Source organism: Streptomyces sp. NPDC046985, from assembly GCF_040644415.1.
In the GTDB taxonomy this organism is placed as follows: Bacteria; Actinomycetota; Actinomycetes; order Streptomycetales; family Streptomycetaceae; genus Streptomyces.
Genome location: NZ_JBEYWK010000001.1, coordinates 484,573 through 501,238 on the forward strand (window position 1 = coordinate 484,573; position 16,666 = coordinate 501,238).

19 protein-coding genes are annotated in these 16,666 nt (G+C 72.9%); 6 read left to right on the forward strand and 13 right to left on the reverse strand.

Annotated elements, in window-relative coordinates; all coding sequences use genetic code 11:
- Positions 1-182 precede the first annotated feature (182 nt).
- A complete protein-coding gene (locus ABZ861_RS02080; protein ID WP_361622089.1) occupies positions 183-3,386 on the forward strand; it encodes a tetratricopeptide repeat protein in 3,204 nt (1,067 codons plus the stop codon).
- Between the two features lie 117 nt (positions 3,387-3,503).
- Here ABZ861_RS02080 and ABZ861_RS02085 read toward each other — a convergent pair whose 3' ends face one another.
- From ABZ861_RS02085 to ABZ861_RS02120, 8 genes are all read right to left on the reverse strand, one after another.
- Positions 3,504-4,049, reverse strand: a complete 546-nt coding sequence (locus ABZ861_RS02085) for a gas vesicle protein K (RefSeq protein ID WP_361622092.1) — start codon at positions 4,047-4,049, stop codon at positions 3,504-3,506.
- Complete coding sequence (locus ABZ861_RS02090) at positions 4,046-4,282, reverse strand: gas vesicle protein (RefSeq protein ID WP_361622095.1); 237 nt, start codon at positions 4,280-4,282, stop codon at positions 4,046-4,048. The genes ABZ861_RS02085 and ABZ861_RS02090 overlap by 4 nt, the downstream gene beginning before the upstream one ends.
- Positions 4,279-5,079 carry a GvpL/GvpF family gas vesicle protein gene (locus ABZ861_RS02095; RefSeq protein ID WP_361622098.1) on the reverse strand — a complete coding sequence of 267 codons (801 nt, stop codon included), beginning with the start codon at positions 5,077-5,079 and terminating at the stop codon, positions 4,279-4,281. The genes ABZ861_RS02090 and ABZ861_RS02095 overlap by 4 nt, the downstream gene beginning before the upstream one ends.
- Positions 5,072-5,536: a gas vesicle protein gene (locus tag ABZ861_RS02100; protein ID WP_361622101.1), complete on the reverse strand. Its 465-nt coding sequence runs from the start codon at positions 5,534-5,536 to the stop codon at positions 5,072-5,074. Before ABZ861_RS02100 ends, ABZ861_RS02095 begins: the two co-directional genes overlap by 8 nt.
- A 19-nt stretch (positions 5,537-5,555) precedes the next feature.
- Positions 5,556-5,810, reverse strand: coding sequence for a gas vesicle protein GvpG (locus ABZ861_RS02105; protein WP_361622104.1), 255 nt, complete (start codon positions 5,808-5,810; stop codon positions 5,556-5,558).
- A 12-nt stretch (positions 5,811-5,822) separates the two neighbouring features.
- Entirely contained in the window at positions 5,823-6,536 is a 714-nt protein-coding gene (locus ABZ861_RS02110; RefSeq protein ID WP_361622107.1) for a GvpL/GvpF family gas vesicle protein, read from the reverse strand.
- 2 nt (positions 6,537-6,538) lie between these two features.
- Positions 6,539-7,027, reverse strand: a complete 489-nt coding sequence (gene gvpJ, locus ABZ861_RS02115) for a gas vesicle protein GvpJ (protein ID WP_361622110.1) — start codon at positions 7,025-7,027, stop codon at positions 6,539-6,541.
- A gap of 85 nt (positions 7,028-7,112) precedes the next feature.
- Positions 7,113-7,478, reverse strand: a complete 366-nt coding sequence (locus ABZ861_RS02120) for a gas vesicle protein (RefSeq protein ID WP_361622113.1) — start codon at positions 7,476-7,478, stop codon at positions 7,113-7,115.
- Positions 7,479-7,663: 185 nt separating this feature from the next.
- Between ABZ861_RS02120 and ABZ861_RS02125 the strand changes: the two genes are divergently transcribed.
- Together ABZ861_RS02125 and ABZ861_RS02130 are read left to right on the forward strand one after the other, a co-directional pair.
- On the forward strand, positions 7,664-8,536 hold the full coding sequence (locus ABZ861_RS02125) for a histone protein (RefSeq protein ID WP_361622116.1): 873 nt from the start codon (positions 7,664-7,666) through the stop codon (positions 8,534-8,536).
- A 3-nt stretch (positions 8,537-8,539) separates the two neighbouring features.
- The gene (locus tag ABZ861_RS02130) at positions 8,540-9,607 is read left to right on the forward strand and encodes an SRPBCC family protein (protein ID WP_361622119.1); all 1,068 of its coding nucleotides are present in this window, start codon (positions 8,540-8,542) and stop codon (positions 9,605-9,607) included.
- Between the two features lie 345 nt (positions 9,608-9,952).
- Here ABZ861_RS02130 and ABZ861_RS02135 read toward each other — a convergent pair whose 3' ends face one another.
- Positions 9,953-10,210, reverse strand: a complete 258-nt coding sequence (locus tag ABZ861_RS02135) for a hypothetical protein (RefSeq protein ID WP_361622122.1) — start codon at positions 10,208-10,210, stop codon at positions 9,953-9,955.
- Positions 10,211-10,216: 6 nt separating this feature from the next.
- Complete coding sequence (gene mca / locus ABZ861_RS02140; protein WP_361622125.1) at positions 10,217-11,095, reverse strand: mycothiol conjugate amidase Mca; 879 nt, start codon at positions 11,093-11,095, stop codon at positions 10,217-10,219.
- 211 nt (positions 11,096-11,306) lie between these two features.
- Between mca and ABZ861_RS02145 the strand changes: the two genes are divergently transcribed.
- Together ABZ861_RS02145 and greA are read left to right on the forward strand one after the other, a co-directional pair.
- Positions 11,307-11,705: a DUF4307 domain-containing protein gene (locus ABZ861_RS02145; RefSeq protein WP_361622128.1), complete on the forward strand. Its 399-nt coding sequence runs from the start codon at positions 11,307-11,309 to the stop codon at positions 11,703-11,705.
- A gap of 186 nt (positions 11,706-11,891) precedes the next feature.
- Positions 11,892-12,392 (forward strand): transcription elongation factor GreA, encoded by a 501-nt coding sequence (gene greA, locus ABZ861_RS02150; RefSeq protein WP_361622131.1) that lies wholly within the window; start codon positions 11,892-11,894, stop codon positions 12,390-12,392.
- 85 nt (positions 12,393-12,477) lie between these two features.
- Here greA and ABZ861_RS02155 read toward each other — a convergent pair whose 3' ends face one another.
- From ABZ861_RS02155 to ilvA, 3 genes are all read right to left on the reverse strand, one after another.
- Positions 12,478-13,314: an ABC transporter permease gene (locus tag ABZ861_RS02155; RefSeq protein ID WP_361622449.1), complete on the reverse strand. Its 837-nt coding sequence runs from the start codon at positions 13,312-13,314 to the stop codon at positions 12,478-12,480.
- Between the two features lie 29 nt (positions 13,315-13,343).
- On the reverse strand, positions 13,344-14,384 hold the full coding sequence (locus tag ABZ861_RS02160; protein ID WP_361622134.1) for an ATP-binding cassette domain-containing protein: 1,041 nt from the start codon (positions 14,382-14,384) through the stop codon (positions 13,344-13,346).
- A gap of 291 nt (positions 14,385-14,675) precedes the next feature.
- Positions 14,676-15,908 carry a threonine ammonia-lyase gene (gene ilvA / locus ABZ861_RS02165; RefSeq protein ID WP_361622137.1) on the reverse strand — a complete coding sequence of 411 codons (1,233 nt, stop codon included), beginning with the start codon at positions 15,906-15,908 and terminating at the stop codon, positions 14,676-14,678.
- A gap of 168 nt (positions 15,909-16,076) precedes the next feature.
- Here ilvA and ABZ861_RS02170 point away from each other — a divergent pair, with 168 nt between their 5' ends.
- Complete coding sequence (locus ABZ861_RS02170; RefSeq protein WP_361622140.1) at positions 16,077-16,604, forward strand: MarR family transcriptional regulator; 528 nt, start codon at positions 16,077-16,079, stop codon at positions 16,602-16,604.
- Positions 16,605-16,666 lie beyond the last annotated feature (62 nt).

Below are 16,666 nucleotides of genomic sequence, written 5' to 3' on the forward strand. Positions count from 1 at the left end.
GCGCCGTGAGCGGGCCCGCGCCCCCGAACGCATCTCATCGACGCGCCGACGCGTCAGAGGACTGACCGCGGCACAGGCCGGGCAGACACCGCCGGAGTCCCGTGATCGCCGCCCTCTCGCGCTCACGGTCGGCGCGAAGGACACTTGAACGAAGGGGAATTGACGCCGGAGGGGGACGGTAGATGCGGGACGCTCATCGGGCGGAGGCCGAACGGCTGCTGGCGCGGGCCGTCGAGGAGGAGGTACGCCGCTCGGGCGGCCGGGTCGACGGGGCCGTGCTGCTGGCCCGCGCCCGCGCCGAGCTGGACGCCCTGGCGCAGCCGGCGGCCGAGGAGTACGCGGCCTACGTCCGGGCGCTGGACGAGGCGGGCGCCGGTCAGCTCACCTTCGGTCAGCGCTACGCGCGGCAGGGCGCCGCGACCGCGCTGCTGGCCGTGGCCGTCGCCGCGCTCGCCGCGGCCGCCGCCGACGCGGCCCTCGGCGCCGGGGCCGGTACCGCCCTGGGGGCCGGTGCGGTCGCGGGCGCGGCCGGCGCGGCGGCCACCGTCGCCAAAGCGGCCGCGGCCCATCTGCCCGCGGCCCACCACCGCGCCGGGGCCGCCGGGCAGCCCGGCGGCCCCGAGCAGGTGCGGCTCCAGTGGCTCACCGCCCTGGAGGTGCGCGGGATCCGCCCCTTCCTCGACCAGCAGCGGGTGCTCAGCGCCGCCACCGGCCCGAAGCGGACGGCGCCGCGGCTGCGCGGCACGGACAAGAGCGCGGCGGCCCGCAGGCGCAGCGTGCTGGAGCAGTCCTTCGGGCAACTGCCCGAGCCGACCGGGGTGTTCGCGGGGCGACGGCAGGAGATGGCGCTGATCCGGCAGTGGGTGCAGGCGGCCCGCGCAGGCAGCGAGACCCAGCCGACGGTCGTGGTGCTGCACGGCCCGCAGGGCTCCGGCCGCTCCGCTCTCGCCGTCCGCGCGGCGCACGATCTGAAGGACCAGTTCCGCGGGGCGGTCGTCGTCGACCTGCGCGGCGACAGCGCGGACGAGGCGCCGCTGACCACGCGCGAGGCGCTGCTGCACCTGCTGAACCGGCTCGGGGCGCCCCGCGAGCAACTGCTCTTCCGCGACCGTTCCTCCGCAGGCCAGCAGGTCAAGCGGCTGGGCGAGCTGTACGACCAGCATCTGACCGGACTGCCGGTGACGATCGTGCTCGACGACGCCTCGGACGCCGAGCAGGTCCGCGCCCTGGTCCCCGAGCGCTCCGACAGCCTGGTCCTGGTCACCGCCCGCACCGCGCTGCCGCTGCCCGGCGACCTGCCGGCCCGGGTGCACCAGCTTCCGGTCCGGGCCCTGGACGAGGCGGGCGCGGAGGAACTGCTGAGCGCGGCGGCGCAGGACGCCTCGGAGCCCTACGACGCGGAGTCCGCCGAGCGGATCGGCCGGCTGTGCGGCGGCCTGCCGCTGGCCCTGCGCGTCGCGGGCTCGTCCCTCGGTCCGCGCTCGCCCCGCCGGCTGGCCGCGGACCTGGAGGCGTACGGGCCGGTGGAGCCGGTGGAACGCGTGCTGTGGCTGCGCTACACCGACCAGCCGGAGACCGGGCGGCGGCTGCTGCGACGGCTCGCCCTGGCGGGGCGTGCCTCGCTCGGGGCCGCGGCGGCCGCCGCGCTGCTCGGCGCCGACGAGGCGGAGGCGGCCCGCCAGCTCGCGGCCCTGGCCCGGTCGGGCCTCATCGACCACGTGCGCGGCAGCCGCTACCGGCTGCACGACCTGGTGCGCGCCTTCGCGCACGCCCGCCTGCTCGACGAGGAGGAGCCGGCCGAGCGGACCGCGGCGCAGGAGCGGCTGATCGGGAACTACGCCGAGCTGGCCGACTCGGTGCTGCGGCTCGTCGACGGCAACAACTCGACCCGCTCCGACCGCTTCAGCCCGCACGGGTTCACCTCGCTGGACGAGGCGCTGCGCTGGCTGGACGACGAGTCGAGCTTCATCACGGCGGCCCTGCGGCACGCGGAGGGCGTGGACCAGGCGGCCGTGCTGAACCTGCTGGGCGCGCTGTGCGACTACTGCCTGCTGCGCGGCGACCTGTACCGGCTGGGCGAGATCAGCGAGCTGACGCAGGCGGTGGACCAGGGGCTGCTGGTGCGCTCGGTGCAGTGGCGCACCGGCATCGCGGCCCGTCAGCTCGGCGAGCTGGACCGGGCGCGCACCACGCTGACCTCCGTGGTGGACCTGTACCGGGAGGCCCGTCACGACGCGGGCGTGGGCCGGGCGCTGAACTCCCTGGGGATCACCCTGCACCACCAGGGCAGTCTGACGGAGGCCGCGGCCCGGCTCCGGGAGGCGTTGGAGCTCCAGGCGGCGCCCGAGCTGGCGGCCGACCGGGCCTGGACGATGCACGCGCTGGCGGCGGTGGAACGCGACCGCGGGAACCTCGCCCCGGCGCTGGACCTGCTGACGCGGTCGCTGGCGCTGCACCGGGAGGGCGGCTCGGTGCACGGCGAGGCGTGGGCGCACTTCCAGCTCGGCCAGCTCGCGCTGCGGCAAGGCGCGCCCGAGTCCGCGCGGGAGCACCTGCGGCAGGCGCTGGACCGCTACGGCCGCACCCAGGACGCCCGCGGCGAGGCGTGGGCGCTGACCCAGCTCGCGCGGGCCGGGCTGGTGGCCGGCGACGGCGCACAGGCGGTGGACGAGCTGCGGCGGGCGGTGGCCCGGCACCGCGACAACGAGGACGCCCGCGGCGAGGCGTGGACGCTGTACTACCTGGGCCAGGCGCTGGAGGAGGCCGGCGACCTGGACCAGGCCCTGCGGGAGCTGGAGCGGGCGCGCACGATGTTCTCCCGGATGCGCGACGTCTACGGCCTGGCCTGCGCTCGCCACCACTCGGCGCGGCTGACCCGCGACCAGCGGGCGGCCCAGACCGGCTCGCTGCGCAACTCCGGCTTCGCCCGCCAACTGCTGGCCGACGCCCGCGCCGACTTCCAGCGCATCGGCGTCGCCCACGGCGAGGCGTGGACCTGCCTGGAGCTGGCCGTGGTGGACGCGGGCAACGCCCGTATCCCGCAGGCGCTGGCCCTGTGCGACGAGGCGCTGGCCCTGTTCGTCTCCTACGGCGACCGCCGGGGCGAGGACTGGGCCCGCTTCCTGCGCTGCACCCTGCTGCCGTACGCGGCCCCCGGCGGGGTCGAGGTCGGCACGGCGGTCGCCGAGCAGGAGCTGTCGGCCCTGGCCCAGGGCGGACACGCGCTGCGGGACGGCAGGCTGGACGACTACGTGGGCGCCTTCCAGCTCGTGCTGGAGCGCGGCGTGAGCCTGGAGGCGGGCTGGCAGGGCTGGCGCCTGGGCGTCGTGCCCGACCGGCACGCGCGGGAGGTGATGGGCGTGGAGGTCGCCCCGGTACGCGGATGAACCGTCCTCCGGTTCCGGCCGTGCCGCCTCGGGCTGTCTCGGGCGGTCTCGGTCTGTCTCGAATCGCGTCCTTCGTGCGTACGCGGACGTGCGCGACCGTGCCGCCGGTGCGCGGGGTCACGGATCGCCGGACCACGGCGGCGGTTCCGGTTCGTCGGTGGGCAGCAGGGTGCCGAGCGGGCCGAGGTCCAGGTTGAGATCGGCCAGGGTGAGGCCGTAGCGGGCGCAGAGATCGTTCATCCGGTCGTGCAGGATCATCAGGGTGGCGCCCAGCCGCTCTTCCTCGTCCTCGGTGAGATCGCCCTGGTCGGCTCGGTGCAGCGCCTGCCGCTCCATGAGCTGCCGGAGCAGTTCGACCAGGGTGAGGACGAGTCTGACGAGGTCGCGCTCCACCGTGTCGGGGTCGGCGCTGATCCGGCGCGCGGGACGCGGCGGGCCGTGGCCTTCGGACGGGGCGACGTCCTGCGGCGCGGCCGGCAGCAGCCGGAAGGCCCGCGCGGCCGCGGCGGCGACCTCCCCGAGCCGGTCGGGCGCCCCGGCCCACGCAGCCTCGCCCGGCCCGACCCGCTCACCCCCGCCCGTCCCGGCCCCCGCGCTCTCGCCCCTCCCGGTCCACGCGCCGTCACCCGTCCCGGCCCGCTCGACCTCGCCCTCGCCCGTCACGGCGCCTCCTCGGGGCGTTCCCGCGCGCTGTCCCACGGTGAGGGGGTCTGCTCGCTGACGGAGACGATCAGCGCGCGCAGCGATATCCGCACCAGGTCGATGCCCGCGATCGACAGCACCACGTCGCCGGTGAGCACGACGCCGCCGCTCAGCAGGCGGTCCAGCAGGTCGACGAGGGCGACTTGGCGCTGCGCCAGCGGCGCCGCACCGGACGTCGCCGCCCCGCCGTTCACGGCGCCTGGCCGGGCGCGCCCGGCGGGGCGGCGAAGGAGTACGGCGCCCAGGGCCCGGTGACGTCGATCCGCACGCCGGGCAGCCCGCGGGCGGCCTCCAGGATCTGCGCACGGAACTGCTCCGCCGTCTCGCGCGTCACCAGGTAGGCGTCGTTGACGATGTTCTCCCCGGCGCCGGCGGCGAGTTCGCCCTGCTGGGCCCGGTGCCGGGCGCGGCCGGACGCCGCGGCCTGCCCGATCTCCTCGACGCGCCGCGCGGCCTGCCGGGCGGCGCGGTAGGACTCCTCGCGCGCCTGCCGCTGGACGCGACGGTCGCGCAGGTAGGCGCGCCCCGCCCCGAGCCCGGCCGCCGGGTCCGGCGCGGCGGCGGTCGTCTCCGGCTGCGCCTCCAGGTAGATCTTGACGCCCCATTCGACGTGCCCCGCCAGTCGCCGCAGCGCCTGCCCGAACATCTCCGCGTCGGCGCGCAGCATCGCCCGGACCCGCTCGTCGTCGCGGTAGACGGTGGCCAGCCGCAGCGGCAGCACGGTGGTGTGCGCGGCGAGCGCCTCGACCACGGTGTGGTGGGCGCGGGCGACGGCTTCCAGCCAGTTCAGGTCCTCCAGTCGGCGCCGCAGGGCGTCCTCCTGGAACTCGTCGGCCGGCGCCGGGCTGACGGCCGCGGAGAGCGCGCCGCCGGGAGACCGCGCCACCAGGTGCACCGGCGCCTCCGCCACGCCGCGTACCGCGTCGAGCGCCGCGGCGACGCCTGGCGCGTCGGCCAGCACGGCGTAGGCGTAGGCGACCTGCTCAGTCATCGTCGGTACGGCTCTCCGTCCGGCTGTCCGTCCGGCTGTCCGTCCGGCTTCGGCGGCGTTCGGCGGCGGGGCGCGCGGCGCGGCGCCGTGCGGCCGGCGGGCGCGCCGACCGGGCCGGCAGCTCCCGTTCCTCCCGCAGCGCCTCGATCTCGGCGTGCAGGCGCCGGTTCTCCTCGGCCAGCGCATGGTCGTCGGCGCGGGAGGAGAGCGCCGGATCGTGCTCCCACCAGTCGATGCCCATCTCCCGCGCCTTGTCCACGGAGGCGACGATGAGCCGCAGCTTGATGGTGAGCAGCTCGATGTCGAGGAGGTTGATGCGGATGTCCCCCGCGATGACGATCCCCTTGTCCAGCACGCGTTCCAGGATGTCGGCCAGGTTCGCGCTGGAGTTCTGGCCGTAGCCGTAGGGCGACGCCGCGCGGGACGGGGCGCCGTACCGGTCGGGAGGCTCCGTCACGATGGCTCCTCGCTTCCCCTCACCGGTCCGGTCCGCCGCGCCGGTGGGCCGCGATCTCCTCCAGGCGGTCGAGGAGCAGGTCCTCGCGCTCGTCGAAGGTCTCCTGGTCGATACGGCCCTCCAGCAGCGCCTTCTCCAGCGCCGCCAGCTCGCGTTCGACGGGCTCGGGGTCGTAGTACTCGCGCTCGGCGGCCTCGACCACCCGGTCGACGACCCAGCCCACGCCGCGCACCGGCGCGAGCGGCAGCGTGAGGATGCCGGACAGCAAACCCATGAGCAGCGCCTCTCAGACGAAGCTGTAGGCGGGGAGCGGTCCGCGCAGCCGCACGTCGCACTCCTCGCGCAGTTGGTTCGCCACGCTGGTCTGCGTGGCCAGGAACATCTCCTCCTGGTCGTCCGCGACCAGGAACGAGACGTTCAGGAAGTCCTGGCCGCCGGGCGCCGCGAGGTTCTCCTCGCGGGCGTACGGGCGCAGGGCCTCGACGATGCCGGCGGCCAGCGCCTGCTGCCGCGCCTCGACCTCCCGCGCGACCAACTCGCCGAGCGCGAGGGGCGTGTCGGAGGAGGCGGCGCCGCCGCGGATCGCGTCGTTGAGGGCGCGCGCCTCGTCCGATTCCGACAGAATCCGGTGCAGCAGCGCGTCCTCCTCCCAGGCGGCCTTCAGGTTGTACTCGACGGCGCCCTCCAGCCGGTGCAGCGTCTCCCGGAGGGCGGCGGCGCGGACTTCCAGGGCCGCGCGCACCGCGTCGTCGTCCTCGGCGGTCAGCCCGAAGCGCAGCGGCAGGACGGTCCCGTCGGCCATCAGCCGCTCCTGCACCTCGTGGTGCGCGGTGACGTCGCGGCGCCGGGGCCGCAGGTCCTCGGGCGCGTCGCCGACCACGGCGTGCAGCGTTCCCGCACTGACCGTGCGCAGCGGACCCGGGGAGCGCCCCACCCCCTGCAAGCCCTCCACGCGGGCCGGATGGTCCTTGGAGAGCACCGAGTAGACGTAGACGGCCATGGTCACTCCCTCGGCCGACGGGTCGTCGTCTTCCGGGCCGGCCGGCGGCGCTTCTGCCGGTGCTCCTCCTCGTACTCGGCTTCCTCGTGGTAGCCGTCGGTCTCGTACTCCTCCTCGGTGTCGTCCTCCTCGTCACGGCCGCCGGTGAGCGACTCCTTGACGGACTCGACGGCGCCGCTCAGCACGCCCTTGGACTTGCCCTTGGCCCCGCTCTCGGTGATCTCGCCGACCAAGTCGGTGAGCTGCGAGGGCCGTTTGCTCCCCGACTCCAGGTCGAGGCGGTTGCACGCCTCGGCGAAGCGGAGGTAGGTGTCCACGCTGGCCACGACGATCCGGGCGTCGATCTTGAGTATCTCGATGCCGACGAGGGACACGCGCACGAAGACGTCGATGACGAGGCCGCGGTCGAGGATCAGATCGAGAACGTCGTAGAGGCTTCCCGAGCTTCCGCGCGAGACGCCGCCTCCTCCGCTCTGCGGCACCACGGTCATGGCGTTTCCCTTCGCCTTGGTGCAGTTAAGTTGCCTGGTGCGGGCCAGTCGCCTGCCGCGGACCGGCCGCTCGCCGTGGCGCCGGTCAGCCGCGCTGGTCGATCTGCCCGCGCGTGTGGCGGCCGGTGCGCTCGTACGACAGCAGGGCGCCGTCGGCGTCCAGGCTGACGTGGTAGGTGCCCAGCACGCTGGTGGTCTCGGGGACCCGCTCCAGTTCCACCACCTCGACGTCCGCCTCCCAGCCCTCCTCGGTCGGCCGGACCGCCGTCACGGCCTCGGGGGCGCGGCCGAGCAGTTCTTCCAGTTGCCCTGCGGCGGATTTCATGGCCCAGGCGGCAGAGCGCCTGCCGGGCTCGCGGACCTTGTCGGCGCGGGGCGAGCGAGGTGCGTCGTGCGTGCGGCGCGAGGGCCGGCGGCCGCTTCCGGCGCCGGCTTCGTTTGTCGTGGCCATGTTTCTGACTCCATCACTGGAGCGGCGCTACCCTGTCCATTAACCGTACTATTTCAGCATATACACCTGAACAGGCGAGCCGCGAAGGACTGTCGGCGAAGCGCGCCGCGGGTACGTCCGCGCGCCGGTTCGACGTCCGCGCATCGCTATGGCGTCCGCGCACCGGCTTGCCGGAGAGAGCAGCGATGAACCAGTCGACGAAGGTCGCCCTCGCCGCCGCGGTCGCCGGCGGCTATGCGCTCGGCCGCGCGAAGAAGGGACGCATGGCCCTCGGGGTCGCCACCTATCTCGCGGGTCGCCGTTCCGGCCTCGACCCCCAGCAACTCCTGACCGAAGGACTGAAGAAGGTCCAGGAGATCCCCCAGGTCGCCGAACTCGGCGAGCAGGTGCGCGGCGGACTCAAGGACGCGGGCCGCAGGGCCGCCGCCGCGGCGGCCGACCGCAAACTGTCCGACCTCGCGGACGCCTTGCACAGCAGGACCACCCGGCTCAGGAGGGGCGGCGAGGACAAGGCCGAGGAGGAGGAGCACCCGCCCGAGGAGGAAGGGGAGGAAACAGAGGAAGGCGAGGAGGAGTTCGAGGAGGAGCCCGAGGACCGGGAGGCGCATGACGAGGAGGAAGAGGAGCCCGAGGAAGAGGAGTTCGAGGAAGACGAGGAGTTCGAGGAGGACGAAGAAGAGCCGGAAGGCGAGGAGGAAGAGGGAGAGGAACCGGAAGGCGAGGAGGAAGAAGAGGGCGAGCCGGAGGAGGAAGAGCCCGAGGAGGAAGAGGAGCCCGAGGAGGAGCGTCCGAGGCGGCGCCGGAAGGCGGCCCGGTCCGGACGCGAGGCGCAGGCCGAGAAGAGCGCCGAGAGGCCCCCGCCGGGGAAGAAGGCGGCGGCCCAGAAGCAGGCGCCGTCCGCACGGAGGAGTCCCGCGAAGAAGACCGCCGCACCGGCGAAGAAGACCGCGGCCAAGAAGACCGCGCAGGCCCCGCGGGGCACGACCGACAAGCCCGCCGCCAAGAAGACCGCCGCGAAGAAGACCGCGGCCAAGAAGGCGCCGGGGCGCCGGAGGTAGACCATGGCGAAGCCGGACACCACGACCACGCAAGACGGAGCGAGCGGCCTGGACCGACTGCGCGCCGAACTCGTCAGTTTCCTCGGCGCGCAGGCGGGACATCTCGCGAGCCTCGCAGGCGACAAAGTCGAGGGTCTCACCGGCCAGTTGATCGACGTCGCGGAGAACGACGGCATGCTCGGCAAGGTCGGCGCCCGCGTCCTGAAAGGGGAGTCACCCGTCAAGGCCCTCATCGGCACGAAGACGAAGGACATCAAGGACAGCGTGGTCGATAAGGCGAAGAGCCTCTTCGGCGGCAAGGGACGCAAGTCCGGCCAGTCCAAGGTCATCAACATCATCGAGCACCTCGACGTCGGCGTGCCCCTCCGCGTCGCCTACGACCACTGGACCCAGTACGCGAAGTTCAGCTCCTTCACCAAGGGCGTGCGCAGCGTCTCGCAGGAGAACGAGACCAACAGCGACTGGAAGTTGAAGGTGGGGCCCTCTTCGCGGTCCTGGAAGGCCACGGTGCAGGAGCAGGTCCCGGACGAGCGCATCATGTGGACCTCCGAGGGCGCCAAGGGCACCACCCGAGGCTGCATCAGCTTCCACGAGGTGACTCCCACGCTCACGCACATCGCCATCGTCGTCGAGTACTACCCCTCCGGCTTCTTCGAGAAGACCGGCAACATCTGGCGCGCGCAGGGCCGCCGCCTGCGGCTCGACGCCAAGAACTTCCAGCGCTACGTCACCCTCTCCGACGAGGCCCCCGAAGGCTGGCGCGGCGAGATCCGCGACGGCGAGGTGGTGCGCAGCCACGAGGAGGCGCTGGAGGAAGAGGAGAACGAGCGCGAGCGAGAGGGCGAGGGCGAGGGCGAGGAGACCGAAGGGCCTGAGAACGAAGAAGAGTTCGAGGACGAGGAGGAGCCCGAGGGCGAGGAGGAAGAGGACGAAGGAGACGAGGGGGACGAAGACCGCGAAGACGACGAGGAGTACGAGGACTACGGGGACTACGAGGACGAGGACGAGGACGAAGAGGAGCCCGAGCACGAGCGCGAGTACGAAGGGAGCGGGGCGGGCCGACGGCGGTAGCGGGGCGGCTGACCCCGCGGCGCCCCGCCGATGACGGCACGCCGAGGGCCGCGCCGTCGCGGAGGCGGGGCGAGCACGGCCCGGCCGCTTTCCGGGGGCTGCCGAGGCGCCCGGGGACGGAGTACGGCCGGTCACCCGAAGGGAGTACGGCCGACCGCCCGGCGCAGGGTATGACCGACTGCCCGGCGCAGGGTATGACCGACCGCCCGGCGCAGGGTTTGGCCGACTGCCCGGGGACACGCAGGGCGTATGACCGACAGCCCCGGGGCATGCAGGGCGTACAGCCGTTTACCCGGGGGCAAGTAGGGCACGGCCGGCTGCCCGGGGCGGCCGGCCGCTCTGTCGTCAGCCTCGGGAGGGCCGGTTCTCCCCGTCGTCCGGACCGTCGTGGCCGGACGTCTTCGCCCCGGCCCTCGGGACGTCCTTGAAATCGACCCGGCCCATATGGCGGTTCATGGACTTCATCAGGCCCCACACGGCCAGGGCCATCGCCGCGAAGACGATGAAACCGAGGACGCCGGGGGTGACCTTGTTCTTGTCGAACTCGGCCAGAGTGACCAGATGCGTCGTGACGAGGCTCGCGCTTGCGCTCATGTCAGGCATTGTCCCTCAGGAGTGCCGGACGCCCGCAAAGAGGTCGTCCTCGGGGAGCGACGTGTCCACGAGCGACTTCGCCAGCTCGTACTCCTCCGTCGGCCAGACCTCCTTCTGGACCGTCATCGGCACGTGGAACCAGCCGCCGTCGGGGTCGATCTGCGTGGCGTGGGCGATCAGCGCCTTGTCGCGGATCTCGAAGAAGTCGGCACAGGGGACGTGCGTGGTGAGGGTGCGGTCCCTGTGGCCCGACGCGTCCCAGCGCTTCAGCCACTCCCCGTAGGGCGACTCCAGGGAGCGGTCCAGCAGGGCCTTGTGCAGCGCCTCGGTGCGCGGGCGGTTGAAGCCCTGGTTGTAGTACAGCTTGACCGGCCGGTGCGCCGGGCCGTACTCCTCCTCCGGGTACTTCTCGGCGTCCGCGGCGCCCTCGAACGCCACCATGGAGATCTTGTGGGTCATGATGTGGTCGGGGTGCGGGTACCCGCCGTTCTCGTCGTAGGTGGTGATCACCTGCGGGCGGAAGGCGCGGATCTTGCGGACCAGCTCGCCGGCCGCCTTGTCGACGTCCTCCAGGGCGAAGCAGCCGTCGGGCAGCGGCGGCAGCGGGTCGCCCTCGGGCAGGCCGGAGTCGACGAAGCCCAGCCACTCCTGCTTGACGCCCAGGATCTCCCGGGCCTCGTCCATCTCCTTCTGGCGCACCTCGTGGATGTGCTCCTCGATGTAGGCGTCGCCCTGGAGCTTGGGGTTGAGGATGGAGCCGCGCTCTCCGCCCGTGCAGGTCACCACCAGCACGTCCACCCCCTCGGACACGTACTTCGCCATGGTGGCCGCGCCCTTGCTCGACTCGTCGTCGGGGTGCGCGTGCACAGCCATCAGTCGTAGCTGTTCAGTCAAGGCTCAATCCTCAAGGTCAAGTCGGTGCCCGGTGTCGGCGGGCCTGTGTCGGGCGGCCGGCGGGCGCCGCACGGTCGGTCGGTCCGGGGCGGCGGCCGAGCCGGGGGGCCGGGGCTTCTATAGTGACCGAACCGGGGGGCGAAAAATTCCGGGGCCCGGCTCCGGGAGCCCCCCGCGGGACGCTCGTCCCGCACCGGCCGAGAGGACGATCATGAGCACGGCGAGCATCCGGCCGCCCGAGGGCCGCTACGGCCGCTCCTCGGACGAGCACGCCGATCGCAAGCTCAAGACGCTGGGCGCCGTGCTGGGCGCCGCGCTGCTCGCCCTGATCGGCTACTTCGCCTACTACTACGTGGGCCGGGTCGAGATCAGCGCCCAGGTCGTCTCGTTCCAGACCTCCGACCACGCGGTGCGCATCCACCTCGAGGTCCACAAGGACGCCGACGCGCACGGCTACTGCACGCTGCGCTCCCAGGCGGCGAACGGCGACGAGGTGGGCCGGGCCGACTTCCGCTTCGACCAGCGGGCGACGCAGGTCGACAAGATCCTCACGCTGCGCACGACGGCCCGGGGGACGACGGGCGAGCTGCTGGGCTGCCAGGCCGGCTGACGCCCCGGACCGCCCCTGATCCGCCTGGAATACGCCCGACGTGACCTGCGCTGACGTGAAGGTGATGGCTTATGTCCTCCCCCTTTGCGGCCCCAAGCGTTAGGCTCGTGGTTTCGCCCTTCCGTGAGGGAACATTCTTCTGGGCAGGGCGATGCTTTGTCTTCCCAGTACCGACGAGGAGCACCTGTGACCCAGACCAGCGAGAACGTCACCTGGCTGACCCAGGAGGCGTACAACAAGCTCAAGGACGAGCTTGCGCAGCTTACTGGTCCCGCGCGCACGGAGATCGCCGCCAAGATCGCGGCCGCGCGCGAGGAGGGCGACCTGCGTGAGAACGGCGGGTACCACGCGGCCAAGGAAGAGCAGGGCAAGCAGGAGCTGCGCGTCCGCCAACTGACCCAGCTCCTGGAGAACGCCCAGGTCGGCGAGGCGCCGACCTCCACGGACGGCGCGGTAGCGCCCGGCATGGTCGTCACGATCGCCTTCGACGGCGACGAGGACGACACGCTGGCCTTCCTGCTGGCCTCGCGCGAGTACGCCAGCTCCGACATCGAGACCTACTCGCCGCAGTCCCCGCTGGGCTCCGCGGTGATCGGCCACAAGGTCGGCGAGGACGCGGAGTACGAGCTGCCCAACGGCAAGAAGACCTCGGTGAAGATCCTGAAGGCCGAGCCCTACAACGGCTGACCCCCCTTCTCTCTTCTGCGGCGAGGCCCCCGGCGCCCCTGACGGTGCTCCGGGGGCCTCGCCGCGTCCGCACCGGGGCCGGCGCTCACGCGGTCGCCGAGCGGTACTTCCGGACGGCCAGGGTGCGGAAGACCAGGATGATCAGCGCCGAGTAGATCAGCGACGCCCACACCGGGTGCTGCATGGGCCAGGCGTCGGACTGCGACTGGCCCGGGTTGCCGAAGAGCACCCGGCACGCCTGGACGGTGGCGCTGAACGGATTCCACTCCGCTATGTGCCGCAGCCAGGGCGTCATCCTGCTGGAGTCCACGAACGCGTTGGAGATGAAGGTCACCGGGAACAGCCACACCAGTCCCCCGGACGTGGCCGCCTCGGGCGAGCGCACCGACAGGCCGATGAGCGCGCCGATCCAGGTGAACGCGTAACCGAGCAGGAGCAGCAGGGCGAAGGCGGCCAGCACCCGTCCCGCGCTCGTGTCGCCGTCGGAGCCGACCCGCCAGCCGACCAGCAGGGCGACGCCGGCGAGGACGACCATGGTCAGCGCCGTCTGCACCAGGTCGGCGAAGGTCCGTCCGGTCAGCACGGCGCCCCGGGCCATGGGCAGGGAGCGGAACCGGTCGATGAGGCCCTTGTGCATGTCGTCGGCGATGCCCGCGCCGGCGCCTGCGGTGGCGAAGGTGACGGTCTGCGCGAAGACGCCGGCCATCAGGAAGTTCGTGTAGGTGGCGGAGTCGGTGGTGCCGCCGATCTGCATGGAGCCGCCGAACACGAAGGTGAACAGCACCACGAACATGATCGGCTGGATGAGCCCGAAGATGACCACCTCGGGTATCCGGGACATGCGGATCAGGTTGCGCTGGGCCACGACCAGGGAGTCGCGGACGGACTGGGTCAGCGCGTTCCCAGCCGGGGCGGGGCGCAGGGCGGGGCGGGCGGTGTCGGGGGCTGCGCTCACTTGACGGTCTCCTTCTCGCGGCCGCGGTCCTGGTCTTCGTCGCTCGACGCGTCCGTCTCCCCGCGGCTCTCCGCGCTGCCGGGCTCGGCCGCGTGGCCGGTCAGGGAGAGGAACACGTCGTCTAGGGTCGGCCGGCGCAGTCCGATGTCGTCGATCTCGATGTCGCGGGTGTCCAGCTCGCGGATGATCTCCGCGAGGAGCCGAGCCCCGCCGGTGACGGGCACGGTGATCTTGCGTGTGTGCTCCTCCACCGCGGCGTCGCCCGCGTCGGCGCCGCGCGGGCCGAACCGGTCCAGGAGGGCGGCGGCGTCGGCGATGCGCTCCCGGCTGTGCACCACGACCTCGACGCGCTCGCCGCCGGTGCGGGCCTTGAGCTGGTCGGAGGTGCCGCGGGCGATGACGCGGCCGTGGTCGACCACCGCTATCTCGTGCGCGAGGTGGTCGGCCTCCTCCAGATACTGCGTGGTCAGCAGCAGCGTCGTACCGCCGGAGACCAGTTGTTTGATGACCTCCCACAACTGCTGGCGGTTGCGCGGGTCGAGGCCGGTCGTCGGCTCGTCCATGAACATCACCGGCGGGGAGACGACGAGCGCCGCCGCCAGGTCGAGCCGGCGCCGCATGCCGCCGGAGTACGTCTTGGCGGGCCGGTCGGCGGCGTCGGCGAGCCCGAACTGCTCCAGCAGCTCCTGGGCGCGCTCCTTGGCCTGCCGCGCGCGCATCTGGTAGAGACGGCCGACCATCTGGAGGTTCTCGCGGCCGGTCAGGTACTCGTCCACCGCGGCGAACTGGCCCGAGAGGCCGATCAAGCGGCGCACCGCGTCGGGATGCCGCAGCACGTCGACGCCCGCGACGACCGCACTGCCGCTGTCGGGACGCAGCAGGGTGGTCAGACAGCGGACGGCGGTGGTCTTGCCCGCCCCGTTCGGCCCGAGCAGTCCCAGCACCGTGCCCTCGGGGACATCGAGGTCGACGCCGTCCAGAGCTCGTACGTCGCCGAAGGTCTTGACCAGACCTTCGGCATAGATGGCGCCTGGCATATGCATCTCCACGTCGTCGGGGATCGTCGGGAAAGCCTAGATTCAGCCGCCCTCGCTCCGCCGGGATTTTCCCCATGCGGTGAAGGCCGACCGCGCCGACCAGCGGCACGAGCAGAACAGTAACGCGATGTATCGCGTCCGTCGACGGATTTCCCCGAACGAGTGACGGGGGCGGGATGGAGGGCGGGGAGCGCGCGAGGAGACGCCCCCCGGCCCGGTCTGGTCTCGTCGGGTCTGGCCCGGTCAGGTCAGGTAGCGCCGCGGCTGACCCTCGGCCGTCGTCAGCCGTCGTCAGCCGTCGATGACCGTGTATCCGGACTCGCGCAGCGCCTGGCCGACCTCGGCGCAGTGGGCCGGGCCCTTCGTCTCCAGGTGCAGCTCCACCTCCGCCTCGCTCAGTCCGATCCGGGGATCGGTGCGCACGTGGCTCACGTCGAGGACGTTGGCGTCGACCGCCGACAGCACGCCGAGCAGCGTGGCCAGCGCCCCGGGCCGGTCCCGCAGCCGCAGCCGCACGGCGAGGTAGCGGCCCTGCGCCGCCATGCCGTGCCGCAGCACGCGCTGGAGCAGCACCGGGTCGACGTTGCCGCCGGACAGCACCGCCACCACCGGGCCCGCGAGCCGTTCCCGCTCGCCGAGCAGCGCGGCGACCGAGATCGCCCCGGCCGGCTCGACCACCAGCTTGGCCCGCTCCATGCACAGCAGCAGCGCCGCGGCCAACTCGTCCTCGCCGACCGTGCGCACTTCGTCGACCAGTTCCTCGACGATCCTGAACGGCACGTCGCCGGGCCGTCCCACCCGGATGCCGTCGGCCATCGTCACCGGGTTCTCGATCGCCACCGGGCGCCCGGCCGCCAGCGAGGGCGGATACGCCGCCGAGCCCGCCGCCTGCACCCCGACGATCCGCACGTCCGGCCGCAGCGACTTCACCGCGACGGCGATGCCGGCCGCCAGACCGCCGCCGCCGATGCCGACGACGATCGTGCGCACCTCGGGGCACTGCTCCAGGATCTCCAGGCCGACGGTGCCCTGGCCCGCGATGACGTCGGCGTGGTCGAAGGGGTGGATGAACACCGCGCCGGTCTCGGCCGCGTACCGCTGGGCCGCCCACAACGTCTCGTCGACCACCTGGCCGTGCAGGCGCACCTCGGCGCCGTAGTCCTGGGTCGCGCTGACCTTCGGCAGCGGGGCGCCCTTGGGCATGAACACCGTGGCCCGCACTCCGAGCAGCGACGACGCGAGGGCGACGCCCTGCGCGTGGTTGCCGGCGCTCGCGGCGACCACGCCGGCGGCGCGCTGCTCGGGCAGCAGTCCGGCGATCCGCACATAGGCGCCGCGCAGCTTGAAGGAGCCGGTCCGCTGAAGGTTCTCGCACTTGAGGTGCACCGGCGTGCCGGAAAGCTGGGACAGATGCCTGCTGCTCTCCATCGCGGTCATCCGCGCCACCCCGGAGAGCATCTTCCGGGCCCCCCGCACGTCGTCGAGGGTGACGGGCGGGCAGGAGACAGACGTGCCGAAGCTCATACCTCCAGTCTCGCAGTTCACGGGCGCGACGGGCGGCTGCGACGGACCCTTGGGGACCGGTTTGCGCAGCGCTGGTACGGTCCGACCCGGGGCCGCGTACCCTGTCCCCCAACCCAGCAGCCCGTCAGAAGTGAGCCTCCGGCCATGCCCACAACGCCTGATATGTCGATGGACATGACGACCGCCGGTGACGCCGGCCTCCTTGAGAGCCTTCAGCACGAGGTCGCCCTGTTCGCCCGGCGGGCGGAACAGACCCGGCTCGGCGGGGTCGGGCAGGTGCGCAACTCGATGGACCGTGCCGCGTACCTGCTGCTTCACCGGCTGGACCGGGAGGGTCCAATGGGCGTCAAGGCGCTCGCCGCGAGCATGGGCATCGACTCCTCCACCGTCACCCGGCAGGTGGCGCCGCTCGTGGACACCGGCCTCGTCAAGCGCACCTCGCACCCCGAGGACGGCCGGGCCGTGGTGCTCCAGCTCTCCCCGCGCGGCCTGGCGCGGCTGGAGGAGGTGCGCTCGTCGCGGCGCCAGCTCATGGCGGAGTTGACCGAGGACTGGGCGCCCCAGGAGCGTGAGGCCTTCTGCTCGCTGCTGACCCGCTTCAACCACGCGCTGTCCGCCCGCCAGGCGTCTGGGGGCGCCCCGGCGGCCGAGACGGGCGACGCCGCCTCCGACTCCTCCGATCTCTCCGGTTCCTGAGATTCCGCTGGGCTCTCGGGCTTCTGAGAATCCCCTGATCTCTCCGGTTCCCGAGATTCCTC

Coding starts and splice junctions, on each gene's coding strand:
- ABZ861_RS02120 (WP_361622113.1), bottom strand. CDS start 7,478: ATGGCCACGACAAACGAAGCCGGCGCCGGAAGCGGCCGCCGGCCCTCG.
- ABZ861_RS02110 (WP_361622107.1), bottom strand. CDS start 6,536: ATGGCCGTCTACGTCTACTCGGTGCTCTCCAAGGACCATCCGGCCCGC.
- ABZ861_RS02160 (WP_361622134.1), bottom strand. CDS start 14,384: ATGCCAGGCGCCATCTATGCCGAAGGTCTGGTCAAGACCTTCGGCGAC.
- ABZ861_RS02135 (WP_361622122.1), bottom strand. CDS start 10,210: ATGCCTGACATGAGCGCAAGCGCGAGCCTCGTCACGACGCATCTGGTC.
- ilvA (WP_361622137.1), bottom strand. CDS start 15,908: ATGAGCTTCGGCACGTCTGTCTCCTGCCCGCCCGTCACCCTCGACGAC.
- ABZ861_RS02125 (WP_361622116.1), top strand. CDS start 7,664: ATGAACCAGTCGACGAAGGTCGCCCTCGCCGCCGCGGTCGCCGGCGGC.
- gvpJ (WP_361622110.1), bottom strand. CDS start 7,027: ATGACCGTGGTGCCGCAGAGCGGAGGAGGCGGCGTCTCGCGCGGAAGC.
- ABZ861_RS02170 (WP_361622140.1), top strand. CDS start 16,077: ATGGACATGACGACCGCCGGTGACGCCGGCCTCCTTGAGAGCCTTCAG.
- ABZ861_RS02080 (WP_361622089.1), top strand. CDS start 183: ATGCGGGACGCTCATCGGGCGGAGGCCGAACGGCTGCTGGCGCGGGCC.
- ABZ861_RS02105 (WP_361622104.1), bottom strand. CDS start 5,810: ATGGGTTTGCTGTCCGGCATCCTCACGCTGCCGCTCGCGCCGGTGCGC.
- ABZ861_RS02145 (WP_361622128.1), top strand. CDS start 11,307: ATGAGCACGGCGAGCATCCGGCCGCCCGAGGGCCGCTACGGCCGCTCC.
- ABZ861_RS02095 (WP_361622098.1), bottom strand. CDS start 5,079: ATGACTGAGCAGGTCGCCTACGCCTACGCCGTGCTGGCCGACGCGCCA.
- ABZ861_RS02130 (WP_361622119.1), top strand. CDS start 8,540: ATGGCGAAGCCGGACACCACGACCACGCAAGACGGAGCGAGCGGCCTG.